We start from the raw sequence: 20146 nt of genomic DNA on the forward strand, positions 1-20146 counted from the left end.
CTGCGATCGCGGCTTGCGATAATGTTGCGATCGTTATATAACGATCGTGATTGCATTCGCACGAAGGTGCGATGCCGTCAATGATAAAATATCGATCGTGATATAAAAGGGGTGCCGTCGTGCGCTACAAGTCCGGACACAAGGAAGAAGCCCGTGCGCGCATGGTCGCGGCTGCCGGCCGCGGCTTTCGCCGCCAGGGATTTGGCGGCATCGGCGTCGATGGTCTTGCCAAGGAAGCCGAGGTCACCTCCGGCGCGTTCTACGGCCACTTCTCGTCCAAGGGCGAGGCTTTCGAGGCTGCGCTGGTGACGGGCCTGGAAGAGCTGCGCCAAGGCGTCGAAGGCCTGCGGGCCGAGCACGGCGTCAAATGGGCCGTGGCCTTCGTCGATTTCTATCTCGGGCAAAAGCGGGTCTGCGAGCTCGGTTCGAGCTGCGCACTGCAGAGCCTGACCTCGGAGGTGCAGCGCGCCGATGTCGGGATCAGGACCGTGTTCGAGGCCAAGATCGAAGGGGTGGTGAACGCAGTCGCGGACGGTTTGCCGGGCCGCATCGCCAAGGAGCGGCGCGCGCGCGCCTGGGCGCTGCTCTCGATCCTGTCCGGCGGCGTCACGATGGCCCGGGCCGTCGCCGACAAGGATGTCAGCGCGGCGATCGCCTCCGCGTGCCGCGCGGCTGCGCTGAAAGTCTGTGCCGAGACCTGATTGGCTGGCAGGGAGCGCCGCGGATGCAGATGTCGAATTATCTCTTCTTCACGACCCAATGTGAGGCGGCGCTCGCCTTCTACACCGCCTGTGGTCTCGGCAAAGTGACCGAGATCAACCGCCATAGCGCCGCCGGACCGATGCAGGGCAAGGTCCTTCATGCAAAGTTCGAAGGACCGGGTATCCAGTTCTACGCGTCCGACAATGACGATGCCGAGCCGATGCGCGGGTCATCGCACATTCTGATGATGGACGACACGCAGGCGACGACGGATTTGTTCGCACGTCTCGCCGAAGGCGGCACGATCACCACGCCGCTCGGCATCCAGCCCTGGCGCGCCTATTACGGCAAGCTCACCGACCGCTTCGGCGTGCAATGGATGCTGAACTGCTTGCTGCCGGACTCGTAGCGTCGAAAACTGCTCGCCGGCGCCATCAATTTCGTCCCGCCGGCGCCTCCGGCATGATCTGGCGCAGCGGCTCCGGGGAGATCGATATCTGGCCGGTGAACGGACGGTCGTGCGCCGCGATCAGCAGCACCGAGGTGGCGACCCCAGTCGCGAACAGACCCATCGCGATCGCCGATCCCAGGCGGTTGTCGCAATGGACGAAGCCGATCACCAAGAGCTCGCACAAGGCCTGAAGATACAGGCACCACCATTTCACTGAATTCACCGAGGCGAGGCTGATGATGATCCGCTGCCGCCGCGCATCCAGTGCCTGCTGTAGAGCGGTGAGGATCTCGCGCTGCGTGGTCTCCTGCGCCCGACCCTGCGGCGTCATGGTGACGACGAGCTGCAAGGCTTCGGCGAGCGCCGACGGCGTCGCCTTCAGCGATGCTTCCTGATGCGCCATCTCCGGCCATTCCACCGCGACGGCCTGCCCGACATAGTCACGCACCAGCCCGCGCAACCTGGCTTCCTGATCCGCCGGCAGGCCGGCGGCGAGCAGCACGGCGCTTCGAAGCGCGCTGGCCTCGCGGCTTACCGCGGCGCCGCCGCGATCGCTGTCGCCCCAGACCTGCGCCGCGGTGAAGGCGACGAACAGGCCGAAGATGATGCCGAGCACCGGCAGCATGCCCGGCGAGATCGCCTTCAGCGATTTCGCGCGCTCCTCCGTCGCGACCAGCGCAACAGAGATGAACACCACTGCTGCCAGCAGATAGGTGAAACCGAAGATCACCAGCGCCATCAAGGGCACCGGCAAATTGTGCAGCCAATCGCTCATCTGTTCCTGTTATGTGATTCGTGAGCCTAAAGCAGCCGCATCCCGCGCAGGCTGGCATGACCGTTTCTGCCGACGATGATGTGATCGTGCACCGAGATGCCGAGCGGCTTGGCGATGTCGATCATCGCCTTGGTCATCTGGATGTCGGCTTGCGAGGGCGAGGGATCGCCCGAGGGATGGTTGTGCACGAGGATGAGGGCGGTCGCCGACAGCTCCAGCGCGCGCTTGATCACCTCGCGCGGATAGACCGGCGTGTGGTCGACGGTGCCGGTCTGCTGCACCTCGTCGGCGATGAGTTGGTTGCGCTTGTCCAGAAACAGCAGGCGAAACTGCTCCTTGTCGGCAAAGGCCATGCTGGTGCGGCAATAGTCGATGACCTCGTTCCAGGACGACAGCGCGTTGCGGCTGTTGACCTCGCCCTTGGCGACGCGGCGCGCCGCCGCCGCGATCAGCTTGAGCTGGTTGATCGCGGGCTCGCCGACGCCGTCGACCTCGCGAAGCCGCGCCACCGGAGCGTGGACGACCTCGGCGAACGAGCCGAAAATCTTGATCAGCGCTTTGGCAAGCGGTTTCGTGTCGCGCCGCGGCAGCGCCGGAAACAGCGCCATCTCCAACAGCTCGTAGTCGCTGAGTGCGTCCGCGCCCGCGCTGTAGAAGCGCTCGCGCAGCCGCTCGCGATGGCCGAGATAATGCGGCGGCTCTGACGGCTCAGGCTTGCTGGACGGGTCGTCGGTCTTGGTTCTGATCTTGGCTGGCATCGCGCGCACAGCATCGCCGCCGAGCGCCGGCTTTGCAACCGTCAATTGAGGCGGCGGATCAACGGGTCGATTTCAACCCCGGCACCAGCGCGGCGAGCCGATCCTTGATCGGATGGCCGAACATCGGCCCGGCCATACCTCCGGGCGGCGGACCACCGCGCATGCCCGGTGGCGGTGGCCCCGCGCGTCCGACGGTGGCATCGGCGCGGCGGTCGACACCAAGTGTCAGCGTCGCGACGTAGCGGTCGCGCTCCTCCTTCACCGCGCAGAAGGCGCGATGTTCGGGATCGCTACGTTCGATGACGTGGTCGTTGGCGTTGATCACCATGCGCTGCCGCGCGCGGTCGCCGTAGTCGGGGACGTTGGTGTAGATGAACTCGTTCAGCGCATCCGGCAGGAAGGTCTGCCCGGTCAGCACCGTGCGGTCGCCGAGAAACACCTTGAAATGGACATGCGTGGTGCGGCCGTCATACCAGCCGGGATAGATGGTGTCGAAGCCGACCCAGCCGGCGCCGTCGGTCGTTTGCGTGCCACGCAGGAACGTCTTGCCGGTCGCATCGACGTTGTGGTCGTCGCTCTGGCCGGGAAAGGCCGAATAGAGCCCCTTGGCATCGCAATGCCAGATGTCGACCCGCGCGTCAGGGATCGCCGTGCACGATCCGGCCTCGATCACGCGCAATCGCAATGTCAGCGGCACGCCGGGCTTGCCCTCGGCGATGTCAGATCGCACCAGCTTCGGATCGGAATAGAACGGCCCTTCCTCCGCCTGCGGCGTCAGGATGCAGGCGGGCTCGGCGTCCGCCGCAACGGACGCGGCCGCCGCGCGGCCCGGTAGCAGGCCCGCGGCGCTGGCCGACATGAATCCGAGAAAGCCACGGCGCGTCGATGCGCTCACTTCGTCTCTCCTGTCTCGTTTGACGTGAGATCGTCATCGGCAAGCAGGATGGCAAGATCAGGCCGCGAAGGTGACGACAATCAGCCGACCTGTTTCTCGCCGTGTCGCGGCGGCAGCGGCACGGCGACGGCAATGCCCCCGACGACGATGAGCGTCATTCCCACGAGTGTTGACCAGGTAAAATCCTCGCCGAGCAGCTCGCGGCAACCCGGCGTGTGCAGGAGGCCAAGCGCCTGATCGACGGGACCGATATGACCTTGGCGGAGATCGCCTTCGCCGCCGGGTTTGGCAGTGTTCGCCGCTTCAATGACGCTGTCGCCGCGACCTACAAGCGGCCGCCGTCGTCATTCCGCCGCAAGCGATAGGTGGCGATGGCAGGAAAGGAAATTCAGTTCGCAATCACCCGATCTGCTTCTCGCCGTGCCGCTCCGATAGCGTAAAAATCTCGACGCCCGTCGCCGTGACGCCGACGGAATGCTCGAACTGTGCCGACAGCGAGCGGTCGCGGGTGACCGCGGTCCAGCCGTCGGAAAGGATCTTCACATGCGGCTTGCCGAGATTGATCATCGGCTCGATGGTGAAGAACATGCCGGGCTTGAGCTGCACGCCTTCGCCGGGACGGCCGATATGGATGATGTTCGGCTCGTCGTGGAACATGCGGCCCAAGCCATGGCCGCAGAAATCGCGCACCACGCTCATGCCCTGCGGCTCGACGAAACTCTGGATGGCGTGGCCGATGTCGCCGGTGGTGGCGCACGATGAGCATCGGCATGAGCTTCGCCATGCGCGCGGCCTTTCTCGGTCGCAAAAATATTTATACAGCCAGAGAATGTAGCGCCAGCTAACGTCGCGGACGTCAAACGCCGCCATTTGAGGCCGCTGGAAAACTTTCACGGAAAAGATTGCGCATAATTCCCGTTGTAGTTGCCAGTCGATCAGACTTGAAGGATCGTGCGGTCGGGGAGGGCTTCCAATGATCATCTACGCCTGGAATTCGGAAGGGGCCAAGTACGAGACTTTCCCGCACTTCCTGTCGGACAACGCAAATTATCCACGGCACCGCAACGGTGTCGACGAGAGGTTCGCGCTGATGTTGACGGAGGCGGGCTGGGCGCCTTGGATCCCCAATGGCGATGTGACTATGAACTCTGGCTATCTCTATGACCCTGGACAAAGCAACCAGGATTTCGGCCGAAACCCGCAAAGCGAGAGCGTGCTCAACGGTAGGCTGAGAACCTTTCTGGATAGAAAGCCCGACAACGCCACTTTCAGCAAGGCCGCATGGTGGCCCTGGGTCGCTAACGTCAGGAGCAACACCAATAGCCGCTGCTCCGCGGCACTGATCACCAATCTGAATTGCAGCAGCAGCAGCATCGCTTTTGGCGAGGGCCGCGAAGACACAAAGCGCAACTTTTGCGTTCATGACTTCAACTTAACGGGCAAGAACGGCCTGAGAACAATACAAGTCGTTTCGGTTCACCAGACAGCGAATAGCAAGGTTGCGCTCGAGGATTTTTCAGATCTCATCAAATGGGTTGGCGAGAGTGTCCGTGCAGACAACAACAGGACCGTCCTGGCAGCCGGCGACATGAACATCGACCTGCTCGATTCCGGTGCCCGACAAGAGGTTAAGACCCTGCTCCCCAAGCTCGGAACAGACAAATGGGGGCTTTGCGATCTAGGCGTAGGTGTGGCAACCCATCAGAGCGGCAAGCAATTGGATTGGGGATTTTGGTGCGATCCGCACAATATCGGGCACGGCTGGACGGCGAGCAAACGTGCGGGCTACTTGGGTGACCAAGCACGTCCTGCCCACATCGAAAAGCAGGCAGAGTGGACGTTCAATCGATCCGACCACGCCGTGATCGAATACCAGTTCGACGAGTCACTGCTGCGATGACCCAACCGGCCGCGGCGAATCTTTCAGGCATCAGTTTACAAAGGAAAACAATACATGATGATCGTCTTGCCGGGCATGGCGGATACCGATATCGGCCGAGGAATTGATTTTTTCAACGCTGACTTGGCCGGTACGCCCTTCGACCCCGCTACGATACCGAATGTGGCTGTTCAGGCCGTGCCTGGGTCTACGACGCGCTTCTTCTCGAAACTTGTCGAGGACTCCAGCGATATCGCGAAAACGCTGGAAGTCTCGGCTCAGGCGAGCTTCGGCGTCGGGGCGTTTTCAGGCCGCGTCTCGGCGGACTATTCGCGAACGATCAGCGCCAACTCCTACAGCCTTTTCATGGTCGGCATGGTCGATGTCGAACTCACGCGAACGGGCTATCTGGCAGGCGAGCTCGCCCGGCTACGTCTCGCTCCCGAGATACTCACTTGGTTCAAGCTGCCCTCGGATCTAAAGCGCTTCCGACAGGCCTACGGCGATCAGTTCGTCACAGGTAGTGTCAAGGGGGGCACCCTCAACTTCATCGTCGAGATCGAAACGCACAGCCTCGACGACAAGGCCAAGCTGACGGCCGAGGCCTCGGCCAGCGGCGCCACATGGTCTGCCCAGGCCAGTTTCAAGGCGACCTTGAACACCTTGCAAAAATCCCGCCGCGTCACGGCCCATATCTACCAAGCGGGGGGCGACTGGAAGTTCGATCAGATCGATGCGGACACCCTCTTCAAGGCCTTGCTCGATTTCCCGGCTCAGATCGCGAAATCCCCGGTGACACGCGCCTTGGAAGTACAGAGCTATGACGGGATCCAAAACTGGCCGGCAGCCGTCGACAATTATCCGTCGTTATCCGCAGCAGGATCGACCCTTACGGCCTTCCAGGGTTGGCGTGAGAAGTACGATGCGCTGTTGAACGATGTCGACTACGTGCGAGCGAACCTCGTCGCTTTCGAGCGAGCCGATAGCGTCGACCTCGCGGATCTGCGCTCGGAGATTGAGCAGGAGGCCGCCAAGCTGGACCAGGGCTTTATGGATCTCGTCAGCGACCCGATCAACAGCCTGAACCTGAAGCCGGCAAACGTGGCGCGTGACCCAGACGACTTCCGAGCCCGCTTGCCGCATTGGCGCGAAGGGCTTCCCTCCTGCGCCAAGGACATCCTGGCGGCCAACGCTTCGGCGCCGGATGGCGAATACGATCTCTGGCTCGGTGGCGACCGCACGAAGCGAGTCAAGCTCTACTGCCGGATGGCCGACACGCCGCGGGAGTATTTAACCCTCCAGCAGCCCAACACCTCCATGCTGAGGGGGGACAATGTCGGCGGCGACTATCCCGGCTATACAGGCACGGACGTGGTCACGCGGTGGGAGCGTATTCGGATTGATCCACATACACTCGAAGTCGATATCAAGGACTTTTTCGGGTCGACTAGTACTGGCGGGCCCACGGCGCACTACACCGAGATTGCTTTCGGTTCGGCGAGCCAATGCGGGGGTGATGCGGCCGATTTCGCCTACGCCAATGTCGATATTACCGGCACGCCCTTCGTCTTTCACCCCTCGATGAGTTTCGGCGTCCTTAACTCCTACAATGACACAGGGCATATGATGGCTCCCGCCACCGGCCAGACCGCGGCTTATGCTGCGAGAGGTAGATGCAGCGGCTGGGGGCCTGCCGTTGGCGGGGTGAATCGGTTGATCCTCAAGTACGACGGTCCAAGCCGAGCCACGTAGTTCTCGACCGAAAACCGTACATTGACCCGGGATACAGATCACCCGATCTGCTTCTCGCCGTGCCGCTCCGACAGCGTGAAGATCTCGACGCCCGTCGCCGTGACGCCGACGGAATGCTCGAACTGCGCCGACAGTGAGCGGTCGCGGGTGACCGCGGTCCAGCCGTCGGAGAGGATCTTCACGTGCGGCTTGCCGAGATTGATCATCGGCTCGATGGTGAAGAACATGCCGGGCTTGAGCTGCACGCCTTCTCCGGGACGGCCGATATGGATGATGTTCGGCTCGTCGTGGAACATGCGGCCCAAGCCATGGCCGCAGAAATCGCGCACCACGCTCATGCCCTGCGGCTCGACGAAACTCTGGATGGCGTGGCCGATGTCGCCGGTGGTGGCGCCGGGCTTCACGGCGGCGATGCCGCGCATCATCGCTTCATACGTCACTTCGATCAGCCGCTCCGCCTTGCGCGCGATCGGGCCGACCGCATACATCCGGCTGGAATCGCCGTACCAGCCGTCGACGATGAAGGTGACGTCGATATTGACGATGTCGCCTTCCTTGAGCGGACGATCGCCGGGCATGCCGTGGCAGACCACGTGGTTGAGCGAGGTGCAGGTCGAGTAGCGGTAGCCGCGATACATCAGCGTCGCCGGATAGGCATTATGGCTGAAGGCGAACTCGCGGACGAACTCGTCGATGCGCTCGGTCGGCACGCCAGGGCCGACGATGTCGGTGAGCTCGTCGAGGCACTTCGCCACCAGCGCGCCCGCCTTGCGCATTCCGACAAAGGCGCTCGGGCCATGCAGCTTGATCTGTCCGGTCTTGCGCAGGGAGGTATCGGTAGCTTCGACGTAGCTCATGCGGGTGGCGTCTTTGCGGCTCGATGTCGGTGGAAGGGCTTGATTTCAGGCCCTAATCTAATGATCGCGGACTTTCTTGCAAGTTAAGGGTACCTACCTTGCACCGCGAAAGCGGCCTAATTCGGGACTTCTACGGTGGTTTCGACCGGCAGCGCACCGCCGCGGACGCGGATTTCGCGAACGGGGTAGGGAACCCGGATGCCCTCGCGCTTGAAGGCGTCCCACAGCGCCAGCATCACGTCGCTCTTGACGTTGTCCATGCCGTCGGGGTCCGCGATCCAGAAGGTCAGCGAGAACTTCATGCCGGCCTCGGCGAACTCGGTCAAAATGCTGTTCGGCGGCTTGCCCTTCTGCGCGCGGGGATGGCCGGACGCGGTCTCGATGGCGAGCTTGCAGACCAGCCTTGGATCAGCGTCGTAATTGGTGCCGAAGGCGATCTTCACCAGCGTGTTCTTGTCGGTGTAAGTCCAGTTGACGACCTTCTGCGTCACCAGGTCTTCGTTCGGCACCAGGAATTCGCGGCCGTCACCGGCGGCGACGGAAATATATCGCGTCTTCATCGCGCTGATGCGGCCGGTATTGTCGCCGATGGTGACGAGATCGCCCGGCTTCACCGATTTGTCGGCGAGCAGGATGATGCCGGAGATGAAGTTGGCGACGATCTTCTGCAGGCCGATACCGATACCGACGCCGACCGCGCCGGAGAACACCGCGAGCGCCGAGAGGTCGATGCCGACCGTGCCGAGCGCGATCACGATCGCGACCGCAAGCAGCCCGATGCGGATGATCTTGACCAGCAGCACCTGGATCGATGGCGTCAGGTCGGTCGCCGAGTTGATCTTGCTCTCGGCGAAATTGCTGGCGATGTTGGTGAGCCACAGCGCAATGATCAAGAGCGCGCCGGCCTTGAGCACCAGCAGCGGCGTCAGCCGCAACCCGCCGAGCACAATCGCGTAGGAGTCGAGCAGGTCGACGCTGGTATCGAGCTGGCCGAGGATCGACAGCGCGGCGACAAACCACGCCGTGATCGATACTAGCTTGACGATGAAGGCGTTGCGCAGCACCGAGGTCACGAGCCTGATCGCGAGCCAAGCCAGGCCCAGCTTGGCGGCGACCATCAGGAGATAGCTGCGGCTCGGCCAAGTTGCGTGATACATCGCCACGCGGGAGATGATCACGAGCAGGGTGAACACCGCGGCCGAGGCGCTGGAGACCATCACGCGGGCGAAGTGCCGGAGCGGCAGCGGCCAGCGCATGGCCAGCGAGCTCATGTCGACGCGGTTGCGGATGGCGGCTTCCGCCGCATAGGCAATCCCGGCCGCCGCCAGAATGAGGCCGAACTGCAGGTAGAACCAGGGCGAGGAGATTTCCGCCCCGACGCTGCGCGCGGTGGTCTGCACGAACTCCATGAAGTCTTTGATGTCCATCGGGCAAGTCTCGTTGGGCAAATCTCGTCGGGAGCGGGCAGGAGGGTTTGATTCGAGAGCGCCGCAGAATCCCACAAAGGCCGCGGCCGGACCATCGATACACTGCGAAGTGAAGCGCGTTAAGGCCGCAAAATACCGGCAGATTGCCGCGAGCGGGCGAAAATGGGTTGGCGCGCCGGTGCTGCGACGATAAGGATGCTGGAATACATGTTTTGAGATGGGCAAATCCGTCGATCGCGGCACACTTCACCTCGCCCCGCTTGCGGGGAGAGGTCGAAATTCGAGCGCAGCTTGAATTTCGGGTGAGGGGGACCCTCCGCGAGTCCCACTGTCACCGCCCCCGCGGAGGCTCCCCCTCACCCCACCCTCTCCCCGCAAGCGGGGCGAGGGAGTGCCCGGCCGGTGGCCCCCTGACTGAACTCGTCGATCTCTTGGAGTAACCGCAGCACCGCATGGCTTCCCTCGACTCCTTCAGTCTCGCCATATTGCTCGGCGCCGTCCTGGTCATGGCCGGTATCCTGTCGAGCCTGCTTGCGCTGCGCTTTGGTGCGCCGCTGCTGCTGGTCTTCCTCGCGATCGGCATGCTGGCGGGTGATTCGGGTCCGGGCCAGCTCCAGTTCAACGACGTCGGCACGACCTATCTGGTTGGCTCGGTAGCACTGGCCCTGATCCTGTTCGACGGCGGCCTGAAGACTCGCTTTGCCAGCATTCGCACCGTGCTCGCGCCCTCCGTGGTGCTCGCCACCGTCGGCGTGCTCCTGACCGCGCTGATCACGGCGCCGGTCGCGAAATACGCACTCGACCTCAACTGGACGGAGGCGCTGCTGGTCGGCGCCGTGGTCGCGTCGACCGACGCGGCCGCCGTGTTTCTGCTGGTGCACACCCAGGGCCTGCGCCTGCGCCCGCGGGTCGGTGCGACGCTGGAAGCGGAATCCGGCACCAACGATCCCTTCGCGATCTTCCTCACCCTGATGCTGGTCGAATACATCTCGCTGGGGGCGAGCTCGCCCGGCCATGTGGCGATGGAGTTCGTCCAGGAGGCGGTGCTGGGCGCCGTCGTCGGCGTGGTCGGCGGACGTCTCGTCGTCGTCGGGCTCAATCAAGTGGCGTTGCCGCAGGGGCTGCACGCGCCTTTCGTGACAACTGCGGCGCTCGTGATCTTCGGCGGCTCGCAGATCATGCATGCCTCCGGATTCCTGGCCGTGTATCTCGCCGGCATCATCATCGGCAACCGGCCGACGCGCGCGCATAATTCGGTGGTGGCGTTTCTCGACGCCGCGACCTGGCTGGCGCAGATCGTGATGTTCGTGCTGCTCGGCCTTCTGGTGTCGCCGAGCCGGCTCGGCTCCAGCGTGCTGCCGGCGATCGGTGTCGCCTTCGTCCTGATGCTGGTGGCGCGGCCGATCGCGGTGTTCGTGTGCCTGGCGCCGTTCCGTTTCAACTGGCGCGAAAAGATCTTCATTGCCTGGACGGGCCTGCGCGGTGCCGTCGCGATCTTCCTGGCGTCGATCCCGATGCTGGTGGGCCTGTCGAAGGCCTATCTCTATTTCGACGTCGCCTTCGTCGTCGTGATCATTTCGCTGCTGCTGCAAGGCTGGACGCTGGCGCCGGCCGCGCGCAAGCTGCACGTGGCGCTGCCGCGCGCCGAGCGTGGCCCGCGCCGCATCGAGCTGGATCTGCCGGGCCAGCTCGAGCAGCAGCTGGTCGGCTATCCGGTGCGGCCAAAGAGCCTGTATTTCCGCCGCGGGCTGATCCCGTCCTGGTCCAAGCCGACGCTGGTGATCCGCAAGGAGAGCATCCTGACGCCGGTGGAAGCCGAGCCGGTTGCGCCTGGCGATTACATCTATCTGCTGGCGCCGCCGGAAAAAGCCGAGGCGCTCGACCGTTTCTTCGTCGACATGCAGCCGAGCTCGGCGCCAGATCCGCATCTGCTCGGCGACTTCATGGTCTCCGGCGAGCACACGCTCGCCGAACTCGCCGAGATCTACGGCGTGAAGGCCGCCGACGACGAGAGCAAGCTGACCCTCGCCGACTATTTCGACGTCCATCTCGACCGCGCGCCGAAGGAAGGCGCCGAGCTCGCGTTGGGTGAGATCGTGCTCGTCGCGCGCAGCATCTCCGGTGGCCGCGTCAATCTCGTTGGCCTCCGCCTGCCGGAAGAGGACGAGACACCCGCGCCGCTGACGCGCACGCAGGCGCTACGGCGCAAGCTCGCGGAGATCTGGACGTCGGTGGCGGGGGTTTAGTCTCCGTCATTCCGGGGCGCGCGCAGCGTGAGCACGGAATCCATCTCTCCATTGAACGCGTGGTGCAATGGATTCAGGGCTCGTCCTTCGGCGGCCTGGAATGACGAGGAACCGCCACCAAATCGCCGCAACCACCGAAGATTTGCGCGGCTTCGTGACTCCCGGTTCCGGAACGCTCTGCTTCGTTATCCGTTCTTAGCCGCGTAACGGTAAAACGCGTCTGACAGGAGCAACCCATGCGAAACCTCATCTTGTCCGCCATCGTCGCGATCGGTTTGGGAGCGTCGGCACCGGCGATGGCTTATGACACGGGCGATCAGATCTCGATGCAGGCCGCGCTGGACGTCGCGACCGACATCGGCGTCATGACGATTTCGCATACCGAGTTCGCCGGCGACGAATGGCAGATCGAGGGCCGCGATCACCGCGGCCGCTGGATGGAGGTCGACGTCGACGCCCGAACCGGAGACGTGCGCAACGTCGATCGCGGCTGGTAAGTGACGAGCGAGGCGGGTCGCCGAAAAGCGATCCGCCTTGCGGCTACGTCAGCACCTTGACCCCGCCAAACGATGTCACCCGGCCCTGCCTGAGCATCACGATCTGCGTTGCGAGCTGGCGCAATTCGGCCACGTCGTGGCTGACATAGACCATCGGGATATTGGCCTCGTCGCGCAGTCGCACCAGATAGGGCAGGATCTCGAGCTTGCGGGCCTCGTCGAGCGCGCCGAGCGGTTCGTCGAGCAGCAGCAGGCGCGGCTTTGACAGCAGTGCGCGGCCGAGCGCGACGCGCTGGCGCTCGCCGCCGGAGAGTTTTCCGGGACGGCGATCGAGAAGGGCGCCGATGTCGAGGAGATCGACGACGCGCGTGCGCTGAGCCGGATCGGGGGCGAGGCGGTTCATCCGCCTTCCATAGTCGAGATTCTGTCCGACATTGAGATGCGGAAACAGCCGCGCGTCCTGAAACACGTAGCCGATGCGGCGGCGCCATGTCGGCACATGAACGCCGGCGGCGGTGTCGTCGACAACTTCGCCGTCGATGACGATGGTGCCGCGGTCGGGCCGTAACAGCCCGGCGATCATGTTGATCAGCGAGCTCTTGCCGGCGCCGGACGCGCCGAACAGGCCGGTGACGCGGCCTTCACTCTCGAAGGATGCCTGGAGCGAAAACTCGCCGAGCTTCTTTTCGACATTGACCTGCAGCATGGTCAGTTCCCGTGCAGGCGCGCGGTGGCGCGGCGGGCGAACCATTCGGCGGCGATCAAGGCGCCGATCGCGAGCCCGACCGAAACCATCACGAGCCGCGCCGCGGCGGCGTCGCCATCCGGGGTCTGGATCAGCGAATAGATCGCCGACGAAATCGTCTGGGTCTCGCCGGGAATGTTGGAGACGAAGGTGATGGTGGCGCCGAACTCGCCGATCGCTTTGGCAAAGCCGAGCACCATGCCGGCCAGCACGCCGGGCAACGCCAAAGGCAGCGTCACCGTGAAGAACACCTTGAAGGGCGCGGCGCCAAGCGTCTCCGCGGCCTGCTCGAGCCGGCGGTCGATCGCCTCGATCGACAGCCGTATCGGGCGCACCAGCAAGGGAAAAGACATCACACCGCTGGCGAGCGCCGCGCCAGTCCAGCGGAACGCGAAAACGATGCCGAGATGATCGGCGAGAAAGGCGCCGACGAGGCCGCGACGGCCAAAGGTGAGAAGAAGGAGATAACCGGTGACGACCGGCGGTAGCACCAACGGCAGATGCACGATCGCGTCGAGAAACGATTTACCCCAGAAGTCACGCCGCGCGAGCAGCCATGCCAGCGCAATGCCGAACGGCGTTGCCACCAGCGTAGCGATGACGGCGACCCTGAGCGAGAGCAGGATCGCCGTCCATTCCGTGGGAGAGATGTCGAGCATCGAGTCGCAAATATCAGGTCGCGAAGATTACGTGGTCGGGCTGATCAGGAACTTAAAACCGTATTTTTCCAGAATGGTCTTGGCGGCCGAGGTGCGCAGGAAGGCGAGATAGTCGTTCGTCTCGGGCTTCGCGGTCGTGGTCGCTGCAACCGGATAGATGATCGCGGGATGCGAATTTTCCGGGAAGGTGCCGACGATCTTGACGCCGGGCTCGACCTTGGCGTCGGTGGAATAGACGATGCCGAGATTGGCCTCGCCGCGGGCGACCAGCGTCAGCGCGGCGCGCACGCTCTCGGCCATGGCGAATTTTGGCTCCGCGGCGGTCCAGGCGCCGAGCTTCTCCAACGCCGCCTTGGCGTATTTGCCGACCGGCACCGACTTGACGTCGCCGGTCGCGATCCTGCCGTCGCCGGCGAGTTTCGCAAGATCGAAGCCCTGCGCGATGGTGACGTTGTCGATTTTCGAATCCTTCGGCGCGATCAGCACGATGCTGTTGCCGAGCAGATTGACGCGGGTCGGCTCGTTGATGGTCTTCTTGGAGGTTACGTAGTCCATCCAGTCGGTGTCGGCGGAGACGAACACGTCGGCCGGCGCGCCCTGCTCGATCTGCCTGGCGAGCACCGAGCTCGCGGCGTAGCTCGCCGTCACCTTGACGCCGGTCTTGGCGGTGTAGGCGGCATCGACCGCGTCGAGCGCGTTCTTCATCGAGGCGGCGGCGAACACGGTGATGGTCTTGTCCTCAGCGGCGGCGGGCGAAAGGCTCGCGCCTGCGAGGATCACGAAAGCGGTGAAAAGTCCAGCAATACGAATCATGGATGCGCTCCGTGCGAGCCCGCGCGCAAAATCGCACGCGCAACTGGCGTTCTGTGGGTCTGGCTTGCGATGGGCGGAAGCGCTGTTCCACGGGGCCTTGCGACGGCTTACGGCCGGCAGGGATATCGCTGCCCACGAAGATAGCAGGCCGAGGCTTCAGGTCAAAGGCGACCGTTTGTCTAACCGGGCAGGCCATCCCAACGGCTCCGCCGCCAGATTACGGCTTCGCGTCCGGCGCGTGCAGCACGGCTTTGCAGGCCGCCGGCATCTGCGCCAGCGTCATCGGAGGCTTCGGTTTCGGCGGCTCGGGCGGCGGCTTCGGATGCAGCACGCCTTCGCTGAACCAATAGGCGAAATCGGAGGGCTTGCAGCCCTCGTCCTCGGACTGCGACGGCTGACCCTGGCATTCGGTCGCGCCCGCCGGGCAGCGCATGCGGATGTGGAAATGATAGTCGTGGCCCCACCACGGCCGGATCTTCGACAGCCAGGAGCGGTCGCCCTTGGCCTCGCGGCACAGCGCCTTCTTGATCGCCGGGTTGACGAAGATGCGCTGCACCGCCGGCTCCTGCGCGGCATCGCGCAGCACCAGCACATGCCCCGGCGTGAACACCTTTGGATCGATGTCGAGCCGATCCGGGCGCACCATCATCACTGCCGACATCTCCTCGCGCTCCTCGCGCGAGAGACGATGGTCCGGCATCGGCGTCAGCCAGATGTCGGCGTCGATCCCGATCTGATGGCTGGCATGCCCGGACAATGCAGGACCGCCACGCGGCTGGCCGATGTCGCCGACCAGGATGCCGGGCCAGCCCGCGTCCTTGTGCGCCTTGGCGGCAAGGCGCTTGATCAGCGCGATCGTGTCGGGATGACCCCAGTTGCGATTGCGCGACAGCCGCATCACCTGCCAATTGTCGCCGTTGATCGGCATCTCGACGGCGCCGCCGATGCAGCCCTTGACATAGGATCCGATGATATGTGCGGGGCCGCGCGAGGGCAGCAGTTTTCGCGCAAACAGCTCCTTGGCGCCGATCTTGGGATCGTTGGGATTGGCGAGCGGCGGCAATGGCGTTGGATTCACGCTGCCCTTGTCCTGGGCGAGCGCGCCGCCGGCGGCCAGGAGCGCCATGACAAGCAGGAGAGGAGCGATGCGGCGGGGACTCATGCTGACCACCTTATAGTGCAACGCCGCGTCAGGGTTAAGAATTAGGCTTTCAGCCGGGGGCAGCTCACGGCGTCTTTACAGCAGCAGTCAACAGCGCGACGGCGCGCAGCACGACGATCTGTGTTTTCAGCCAGGTCGTCCAGAAGTCGTAGCTTTTGCGCCGGGCGGCCGCTTTTTTAAGGCTGTGATAACCGTGTCCTGCGTTGACCAAAATTGGTGCGCGGAGTGAGCAATCACCCCCGTCCGCATACAATCGCCCGCAATCGCGGCAATGATTCAAGCGAGCGCGCAGTTTTGCGCCAGCGTGCTCTCCGATTGCGACGCGGAAGCAGGTCTGGCGCGCCCGCCGGCGCTGCGCCGCCTCGCGAACAGGCAAGAAACTCCGCCTCACGCGATCCGCCCGACGGTGCGCCCGGCGGCGAGCCCACTCCAAGATTACTGTTTTTTCAGATACTTGCCGCAAGAGTTGCGAGCGCTGGGCGCGACTGGGACGTAAGAACTTGAGTTTGGGGCCTCGAAAACCAAAAAAGCGAAAGCACACGGCGCTCGCCCGGGCCGGCCGGTGGCCGCGCAAGCCGCGCTTTACGCGCGCGCGGGCCATCGAACGAGATGGAGCCGATGCTGTCATCGCAGCGGCGCGCAAATCGCACGAGCGGCTGCGTCAGGCCGTCGACCTGCTGCCGCAGGGTATCGTGATTCTCGATCCCGAAGGCCGTTACGTCCTCTGGAACAAGCAATATTCCGAGATCTACAGCAAGACCGCCGATCTCTTCCAGGAAGGCGCGCGGCTGGAAGATACGCTGCGCGTCGGCGTTGCCCGCGGCGACTATCCGGAAGCCGCCGGCCACGAGGACGAATGGATCGCCGCACGGCTGAAGAAGCTCTACGAGCCCGGCAAACGCCACGAGCAGACGCTCTCCGACGGCCGCGTTATCCTGATCGAGGAGCGCCGCACCGACGACGGCGGCGTGGTCGGCCTGCGCGTCGACATCACCGAATTGAAGCAGCGCGAGGCCTCGTTCCGCCTGCTGTTCGACGGCAATCCCGTGCCCATGATCGTCTGCGCGCTGGACGACGAGCGCATCCTCGGCGTCAACGACGCTGCGATCGCGCATTACGGTTATAGCCGCGCCGAGTTCGAGAAGCTGAAGATCCGCTCCTTGCAGGCCTTCGACAGCGAGCCGCCCTGGACCGCCGATCGGTCCAGCGAGGAGCAGGCCGCGCGCACCTGGAAGCACGTCAAGGCCGACGGTGCGCTGATCGATCTGGCGATCTATTCCCGCGAACTGACCTATGCCGAGCGGCCGGCGGTACTGCTCGCGCTGATGGACATCACCGAGCGCAAGCGCGCCGAGGCGCGGCTCGCCTTTATGGCTCAGCATGACGGCCTGACCGGTCTGCCGAACCGCAACCTGCTGCGCCAGCAGGTGGATGACATGCTCCTGCATAGGCGTCGCAGCACCGACAAAGTCGCGCTGCTGATGCTGGGCCTAGACAATTTCAAGGCCGTCAACGACACGCTCGGACATGCGGTCGGCGACAAGCTGCTGCGCGGTGTCGCCAAGCGCCTGCGCTCGACGCTCCGCGAGGAGGATGGGCTGGCGCGGCTGAACTCCGACGAATTCGCGATCGTGCAGAGCGGCCTGACCCGCCCCGAGGATGCGGTTCTGCTGGCCAAGCGTCTGCTCGAAGCCATCGCCGATCCCTATCTACTCGACGGTCATTCCGTGGTGATCGGCGCCTCCATCGGCATCGCGATGGCGCCCGGCGACGGCGACGAGTCCGAAAAGCTGCTCAAGAGCGCCGACATGGCGCTGTCGCGCGCCAAGCTAGATGCCCGCGGCACTTTCGCTTTCTTCGAGGCCGCGCTCGATGCGAAGGCCCAGAGCCGCCGCAAGATCGAAGTCGAGCTGCGCGACGCGATCCAGAACGACGTGCTGCGTCCCTATTATCAGCCGCTGATCGACCTCTCGAGCGGCCGCATCACCGGCTTCGAGGCGTTGGTGCGCTGGCCGCATGCCGAGCGCGGCATGGTCTCGCCGGCCGAGTTCATTCCGGTCGCGGAAGAAACCGGTCTCATCAACCCTCTCGGCGGCCTGATGCTGCGCCGCGCCTGCCTCGATGCCGCGACCTGGCCGGATGACGTCCGCGTCGCCGTCAATTTGTCGCCGCTCCAGTTCCGCAGCGGCAATCTGCTCTCGGTGGTGACGGATGCGCTGAAACAGTCCGGCCTGCCGCCGCGGCGGCTCGAGCTCGAGATCACGGAGACGCTGCTGCTCGAGAAGAGCGCGCAGGTGCTGGCGACACTGCACGCGCTGCGCGCGCTCGGCGTGCGCATCTCGATGGATGATTTCGGCACCGGCTATTCCAGCCTCAGCTATTTGCGCAGCTTTCCCTTCGACAAGATCAAGATCGACCAGTCGTTCGTGCGCGACTTGGGCGCCAATCGCGAGTCGCAGGCGATCATCCGCTCCATCATCAGCCTCGGCAAAGGCCTCGGCGTCATCATCACCGCCGAAGGGGTCGAGACCGAGGCCGAACTGAGCTGCCTGCGCACCGAGGGCTGCGACGAGGGCCAGGGCTTTCTGTTCAGCAAGGCCCGGCCCAATGCCGAGATCATCAGCCTGCTGGCCGCGCAGCGCGGCATTGACGAGGACGCCGCGCTGGTGGCGTGACGGTCGGCGGCCGCCGCCTATTGGCTGAGAATCATCTTGCCGACGTCCTCGTAATGCGTGTCCCGCGCCTGGATCTGCTGCGTGATCGCGTGCATGTCACGAAACCGCCGCTCGAACGGATTGCTGCGGAATACCGCGGTGGCGCCGGCCATGTGATAGGCGGTGTCGACCACGTTGGCCGATTGCTGGATGGTCCAGGTCGCGGCGAGACGGACCGCGCTGCGATGCGCCGGACTGAATTGACCGGTTGCCGAGAGGTCGCGCCACATCGCATTCGCCGTGGCATAAAGATAGGCGCGGGCGGCGCGCAAATCCGCCTCGGTGCGGCCGATCAGGCCCTGGACCGCCTGGTTGTCGCGCATGGCGTGTGCTGCCAGCGACTGGTGCTTGGCGCGCGCCAACCCAACCGCCGCATCCAGCGTCGCGCGTGCGAGGCCGAGCGAGACCGCGGCAAAGCCGAGGCTGAAGGTCGATCCGGTGGGAAGCCGGTAGAGCGGGCCCGGCTCGCGCAAAGCGCCCGGCACGTCGCGGAACACGGCAAAGCGATCGGGAACGAAGAGGTCGTGCACCTCGTAGGAATCGGTGCCGGTGCCGGCGAGCCCGATCGCCTGCCAGACGTCGTGCATCACGGCGCTCGCGAGCGGAAACAGGATGGTGCGCATCTCCGGTGAGCCATCGGCATTCTTGCGCGGCGTGCCGTCGCTGCCGACGATACGGACATGCGCGCCAAGCCAGCTCGCCTGCCGCGAGCCCGACGCGAAATCCCAGCGCGCCGTGACCCGGTAGCCGCCCTCGACTGCGCGCGCCTCATGCGCAACCGCGCCCCAGGCGAGGACGCCGGGCGCGGTGTTGAATATCTCGTGCGCGGTCTCGTGGTCGAGCGCGGCTGCGATCATGGCGCAGACGCTGCACTGGCCGAGGCACCAGGCCGTGGAGGCATCGGCCTTCGCGATCTCCTCCAGCATCTGCATGAAGATCTCGGGCGGCGCTTCCGATCCGCCGAGGTTTTGCGGCAGCAGCGCGCGATAGAGCCCGTTCTCGATCAGCGCATTGACGACATCAGGTGTCAGCCGCCGCATCCGCTCGATCTCGTTCGCCTCGCCCGCAATCAGCGGTGCGATGGCGCGCGCCCGCTCGACCAGGCCAAACCCGGAGGTTGCGTTCATGTCAGCGTTTCCTCGCCCATTCTTGGTGTGAGCGGTCAGTGGAGCGATGGTGATCTATTTCGCGAAAGCGATCAAGCTGCGGCTATCGGCCCTTGCAAGGGGGCATGGAGCAGCCGCTCCATGATGATCGTGCGCTCGTCACCATGATAGCTGTCGCGCACGGCCTTGAAGCCGAGCCGCGCGTAGAATGTCTCGGCGGTGACTGACGACGGAACCTTTAGCATGGGAATGTTTCGGGCGCGCGCGATGTGCTCGATCGCGGCCATCAGCAGCTTGCCGATGCCGCGGGCCTGAACGTCGGGCGCCACGAACACGGTGCGGACGATGCTTCCGTCGAGGCTTGCCGTTCCGACGACGCGATCACCGATGATGGCGACGAAGACGGTGCGCTTTGCGATCAGAGCCCGCACGGCGTCCGGGCTGAAGCTCTGCTCGACCCTGGCGATGATCTCGTCCGTATAGTCCTTGGCATTGGTTTCGCGCAGTGCACGCAGGATGACCGTACTGATGTCGGCGGCATCATCGTCAAGCGCGGGCCGGATCGTGCAGTCCCGGATCGTGCAGTCCCGGATCGTGCAGTCCCCGATCGTGCAGTCCATGGGTCGCTCCACTCGCTCGCCCGCTTGTCGCGCAATCGGGACATATGCCACAATCTGTAGCATATGTCTGTAAAGCCGGCCCGGCCGC

The 20146-nt window shown here is 64.3% G+C and carries 20 protein-coding genes and 1 pseudogene; 8 read left to right on the top strand and 13 right to left on the bottom strand.

The window, feature by feature from the left end:
- Nucleotides 1-119 precede the first annotated feature (119 nt).
- Nucleotides 120-701: a TetR/AcrR family transcriptional regulator gene (locus JJE66_RS12825; RefSeq protein ID WP_200514618.1), complete on the top strand. Its 582-nt coding sequence runs from the start codon at nucleotides 120-122 to the stop codon at nucleotides 699-701.
- Nucleotides 702-724: 23 nt separating this feature from the next.
- A complete protein-coding gene (locus JJE66_RS12830; RefSeq protein WP_200514619.1) occupies nucleotides 725-1111 on the top strand; it encodes a VOC family protein in 387 nt (128 codons plus the stop codon).
- A 25-nt stretch (nucleotides 1112-1136) separates the two neighbouring features.
- Here the strand turns inward: JJE66_RS12830 and JJE66_RS12835 are convergent, their stop codons facing one another.
- Genes JJE66_RS12835 through JJE66_RS12845 form a run of 3 tightly spaced genes read right to left on the bottom strand, consistent with a single transcriptional unit; the run spans nucleotide 1137 to nucleotide 3581 of the window.
- Nucleotides 1137-1928 carry a DUF4239 domain-containing protein gene (locus JJE66_RS12835; protein ID WP_200514620.1) on the bottom strand — a complete coding sequence of 264 codons (792 nt, stop codon included), beginning with the start codon at nucleotides 1926-1928 and terminating at the stop codon, nucleotides 1137-1139.
- 26 nt (nucleotides 1929-1954) lie between these two features.
- Nucleotides 1955-2686, bottom strand: coding sequence for a RadC family protein (radC, locus tag JJE66_RS12840; protein WP_200515346.1), 732 nt, complete (start codon nucleotides 2684-2686; stop codon nucleotides 1955-1957).
- A 58-nt stretch (nucleotides 2687-2744) separates the two neighbouring features.
- The gene (locus JJE66_RS12845) at nucleotides 2745-3581 is read right to left on the bottom strand and encodes an intradiol ring-cleavage dioxygenase (RefSeq protein WP_200514621.1); all 837 of its coding nucleotides are present in this window, start codon (nucleotides 3579-3581) and stop codon (nucleotides 2745-2747) included.
- Nucleotides 3582-3763: 182 nt separating this feature from the next.
- Between JJE66_RS12845 and JJE66_RS12850 the strand changes: the two genes are divergently transcribed.
- A complete protein-coding gene (locus JJE66_RS12850) occupies nucleotides 3764-3946 on the top strand; it encodes a helix-turn-helix domain-containing protein (RefSeq protein ID WP_311979908.1) in 183 nt (60 codons plus the stop codon).
- 34 nt (nucleotides 3947-3980) lie between these two features.
- Here the strand turns inward: JJE66_RS12850 and JJE66_RS12855 are convergent.
- A pseudogene (locus JJE66_RS12855) lies at nucleotides 3981-4334 on the bottom strand (M24 family metallopeptidase); the annotation flags it as partial.
- Between the two features lie 220 nt (nucleotides 4335-4554).
- Here JJE66_RS12855 and JJE66_RS12860 point away from each other — a divergent pair.
- Nucleotides 4555-5481: a hypothetical protein gene (locus JJE66_RS12860; protein ID WP_200514622.1), complete on the top strand. Its 927-nt coding sequence runs from the start codon at nucleotides 4555-4557 to the stop codon at nucleotides 5479-5481.
- Between the two features lie 54 nt (nucleotides 5482-5535).
- On the top strand, nucleotides 5536-7212 hold the full coding sequence (locus JJE66_RS12865) for a GON domain-containing protein (RefSeq protein WP_200514623.1): 1677 nt from the start codon (nucleotides 5536-5538) through the stop codon (nucleotides 7210-7212).
- A 38-nt stretch (nucleotides 7213-7250) separates the two neighbouring features.
- Here the strand turns inward: JJE66_RS12865 and map are convergent, their stop codons facing one another.
- Entirely contained in the window at nucleotides 7251-8069 is an 819-nt protein-coding gene (gene map, locus JJE66_RS12870) for a type I methionyl aminopeptidase (RefSeq protein ID WP_200514624.1), read from the bottom strand.
- Between the two features lie 116 nt (nucleotides 8070-8185).
- The gene (locus JJE66_RS12875; RefSeq protein WP_200514625.1) at nucleotides 8186-9496 is read right to left on the bottom strand and encodes a mechanosensitive ion channel family protein; all 1311 of its coding nucleotides are present in this window, start codon (nucleotides 9494-9496) and stop codon (nucleotides 8186-8188) included.
- A 452-nt stretch (nucleotides 9497-9948) separates the two neighbouring features.
- Here JJE66_RS12875 and JJE66_RS12880 point away from each other — a divergent pair, with 452 nt between their 5' ends.
- Together JJE66_RS12880 and JJE66_RS12885 are read left to right on the top strand one after the other, a co-directional pair.
- Entirely contained in the window at nucleotides 9949-11742 is a 1794-nt protein-coding gene (locus JJE66_RS12880) for a potassium/proton antiporter (protein ID WP_200514626.1), read from the top strand.
- Nucleotides 11743-11978: 236 nt separating this feature from the next.
- Complete coding sequence (locus tag JJE66_RS12885; RefSeq protein WP_200514627.1) at nucleotides 11979-12239, top strand: PepSY domain-containing protein; 261 nt, start codon at nucleotides 11979-11981, stop codon at nucleotides 12237-12239.
- 43 nt (nucleotides 12240-12282) lie between these two features.
- On the opposite strand, the gene modC is transcribed toward JJE66_RS12885, so the two are convergent.
- The 5 genes from modC to JJE66_RS12910 form a co-directional block, all read right to left on the bottom strand.
- Nucleotides 12283-12945 carry a molybdenum ABC transporter ATP-binding protein gene (gene modC / locus JJE66_RS12890; RefSeq protein ID WP_200514628.1) on the bottom strand — a complete coding sequence of 221 codons (663 nt, stop codon included), beginning with the start codon at nucleotides 12943-12945 and terminating at the stop codon, nucleotides 12283-12285.
- A 2-nt stretch (nucleotides 12946-12947) separates the two neighbouring features.
- Nucleotides 12948-13643, bottom strand: coding sequence for a molybdate ABC transporter permease subunit (gene modB, locus JJE66_RS12895; protein WP_200514629.1), 696 nt, complete (start codon nucleotides 13641-13643; stop codon nucleotides 12948-12950).
- A 27-nt stretch (nucleotides 13644-13670) separates the two neighbouring features.
- Complete coding sequence (gene modA / locus JJE66_RS12900) at nucleotides 13671-14456, bottom strand: molybdate ABC transporter substrate-binding protein (RefSeq protein WP_200514630.1); 786 nt, start codon at nucleotides 14454-14456, stop codon at nucleotides 13671-13673.
- A gap of 217 nt (nucleotides 14457-14673) precedes the next feature.
- Nucleotides 14674-15618 (bottom strand): penicillin-insensitive murein endopeptidase, encoded by a 945-nt coding sequence (gene mepA, locus JJE66_RS12905; protein ID WP_200514631.1) that lies wholly within the window; start codon nucleotides 15616-15618, stop codon nucleotides 14674-14676.
- Nucleotides 15619-15682: 64 nt separating this feature from the next.
- Nucleotides 15683-15994 (bottom strand): hypothetical protein, encoded by a 312-nt coding sequence (locus tag JJE66_RS12910; protein WP_200514632.1) that lies wholly within the window; start codon nucleotides 15992-15994, stop codon nucleotides 15683-15685.
- A 124-nt stretch (nucleotides 15995-16118) separates the two neighbouring features.
- On the opposite strand from JJE66_RS12910, the gene JJE66_RS12915 reads away from it, so the two are divergent.
- Nucleotides 16119-18293, top strand: coding sequence for an EAL domain-containing protein (locus JJE66_RS12915; protein ID WP_246756169.1), 2175 nt, complete (start codon nucleotides 16119-16121; stop codon nucleotides 18291-18293).
- A gap of 17 nt (nucleotides 18294-18310) precedes the next feature.
- On the opposite strand, the gene JJE66_RS12920 is transcribed toward JJE66_RS12915, so the two are convergent.
- A complete protein-coding gene (locus JJE66_RS12920; protein ID WP_200514633.1) occupies nucleotides 18311-19459 on the bottom strand; it encodes an acyl-CoA dehydrogenase family protein in 1149 nt (382 codons plus the stop codon).
- Nucleotides 19460-19530: 71 nt separating this feature from the next.
- Nucleotides 19531-20058, bottom strand: a complete 528-nt coding sequence (locus JJE66_RS12925) for a GNAT family N-acetyltransferase (protein WP_200514634.1) — start codon at nucleotides 20056-20058, stop codon at nucleotides 19531-19533.
- Nucleotides 20059-20146: the final 88 nt, after the last annotated feature.

Source organism: Bradyrhizobium diazoefficiens, assembly GCF_016612535.1.
Classification (GTDB): Bacteria; Pseudomonadota; Alphaproteobacteria; order Rhizobiales; family Xanthobacteraceae; genus Bradyrhizobium; species Bradyrhizobium diazoefficiens_C.

Excerpts from the sequence above, each read along its gene's own strand:
- JJE66_RS12830 (WP_200514619.1), top strand. The coding sequence starts at position 725 with ATGCAGATGTCGAATTATCTCTTCTTCACGACCCAATGTGAGGCGGCG.
- JJE66_RS12835 (WP_200514620.1), bottom strand. The coding sequence starts at position 1,928 with ATGAGCGATTGGCTGCACAATTTGCCGGTGCCCTTGATGGCGCTGGTG.
- radC (WP_200515346.1), bottom strand. The coding sequence starts at position 2,686 with ATGCCAGCCAAGATCAGAACCAAGACCGACGACCCGTCCAGCAAGCCT.
- JJE66_RS12860 (WP_200514622.1), top strand. The coding sequence starts at position 4,555 with ATGATCATCTACGCCTGGAATTCGGAAGGGGCCAAGTACGAGACTTTC.
- JJE66_RS12865 (WP_200514623.1), top strand. The coding sequence starts at position 5,536 with ATGATGATCGTCTTGCCGGGCATGGCGGATACCGATATCGGCCGAGGA.
- map (WP_200514624.1), bottom strand. The coding sequence starts at position 8,069 with ATGAGCTACGTCGAAGCTACCGATACCTCCCTGCGCAAGACCGGACAG.
- JJE66_RS12875 (WP_200514625.1), bottom strand. The coding sequence starts at position 9,496 with ATGGACATCAAAGACTTCATGGAGTTCGTGCAGACCACCGCGCGCAGC.
- JJE66_RS12880 (WP_200514626.1), top strand. The coding sequence starts at position 9,949 with ATGGCTTCCCTCGACTCCTTCAGTCTCGCCATATTGCTCGGCGCCGTC.
- JJE66_RS12885 (WP_200514627.1), top strand. The coding sequence starts at position 11,979 with ATGCGAAACCTCATCTTGTCCGCCATCGTCGCGATCGGTTTGGGAGCG.
- modC (WP_200514628.1), bottom strand. The coding sequence starts at position 12,945 with ATGCTGCAGGTCAATGTCGAAAAGAAGCTCGGCGAGTTTTCGCTCCAG.
- modB (WP_200514629.1), bottom strand. The coding sequence starts at position 13,643 with ATGCTCGACATCTCTCCCACGGAATGGACGGCGATCCTGCTCTCGCTC.
- modA (WP_200514630.1), bottom strand. The coding sequence starts at position 14,456 with ATGATTCGTATTGCTGGACTTTTCACCGCTTTCGTGATCCTCGCAGGC.
- mepA (WP_200514631.1), bottom strand. The coding sequence starts at position 15,618 with ATGAGTCCCCGCCGCATCGCTCCTCTCCTGCTTGTCATGGCGCTCCTG.
- JJE66_RS12920 (WP_200514633.1), bottom strand. The coding sequence starts at position 19,459 with ATGAACGCAACCTCCGGGTTTGGCCTGGTCGAGCGGGCGCGCGCCATC.
- JJE66_RS12925 (WP_200514634.1), bottom strand. The coding sequence starts at position 20,058 with ATGGACTGCACGATCGGGGACTGCACGATCCGGGACTGCACGATCCGG.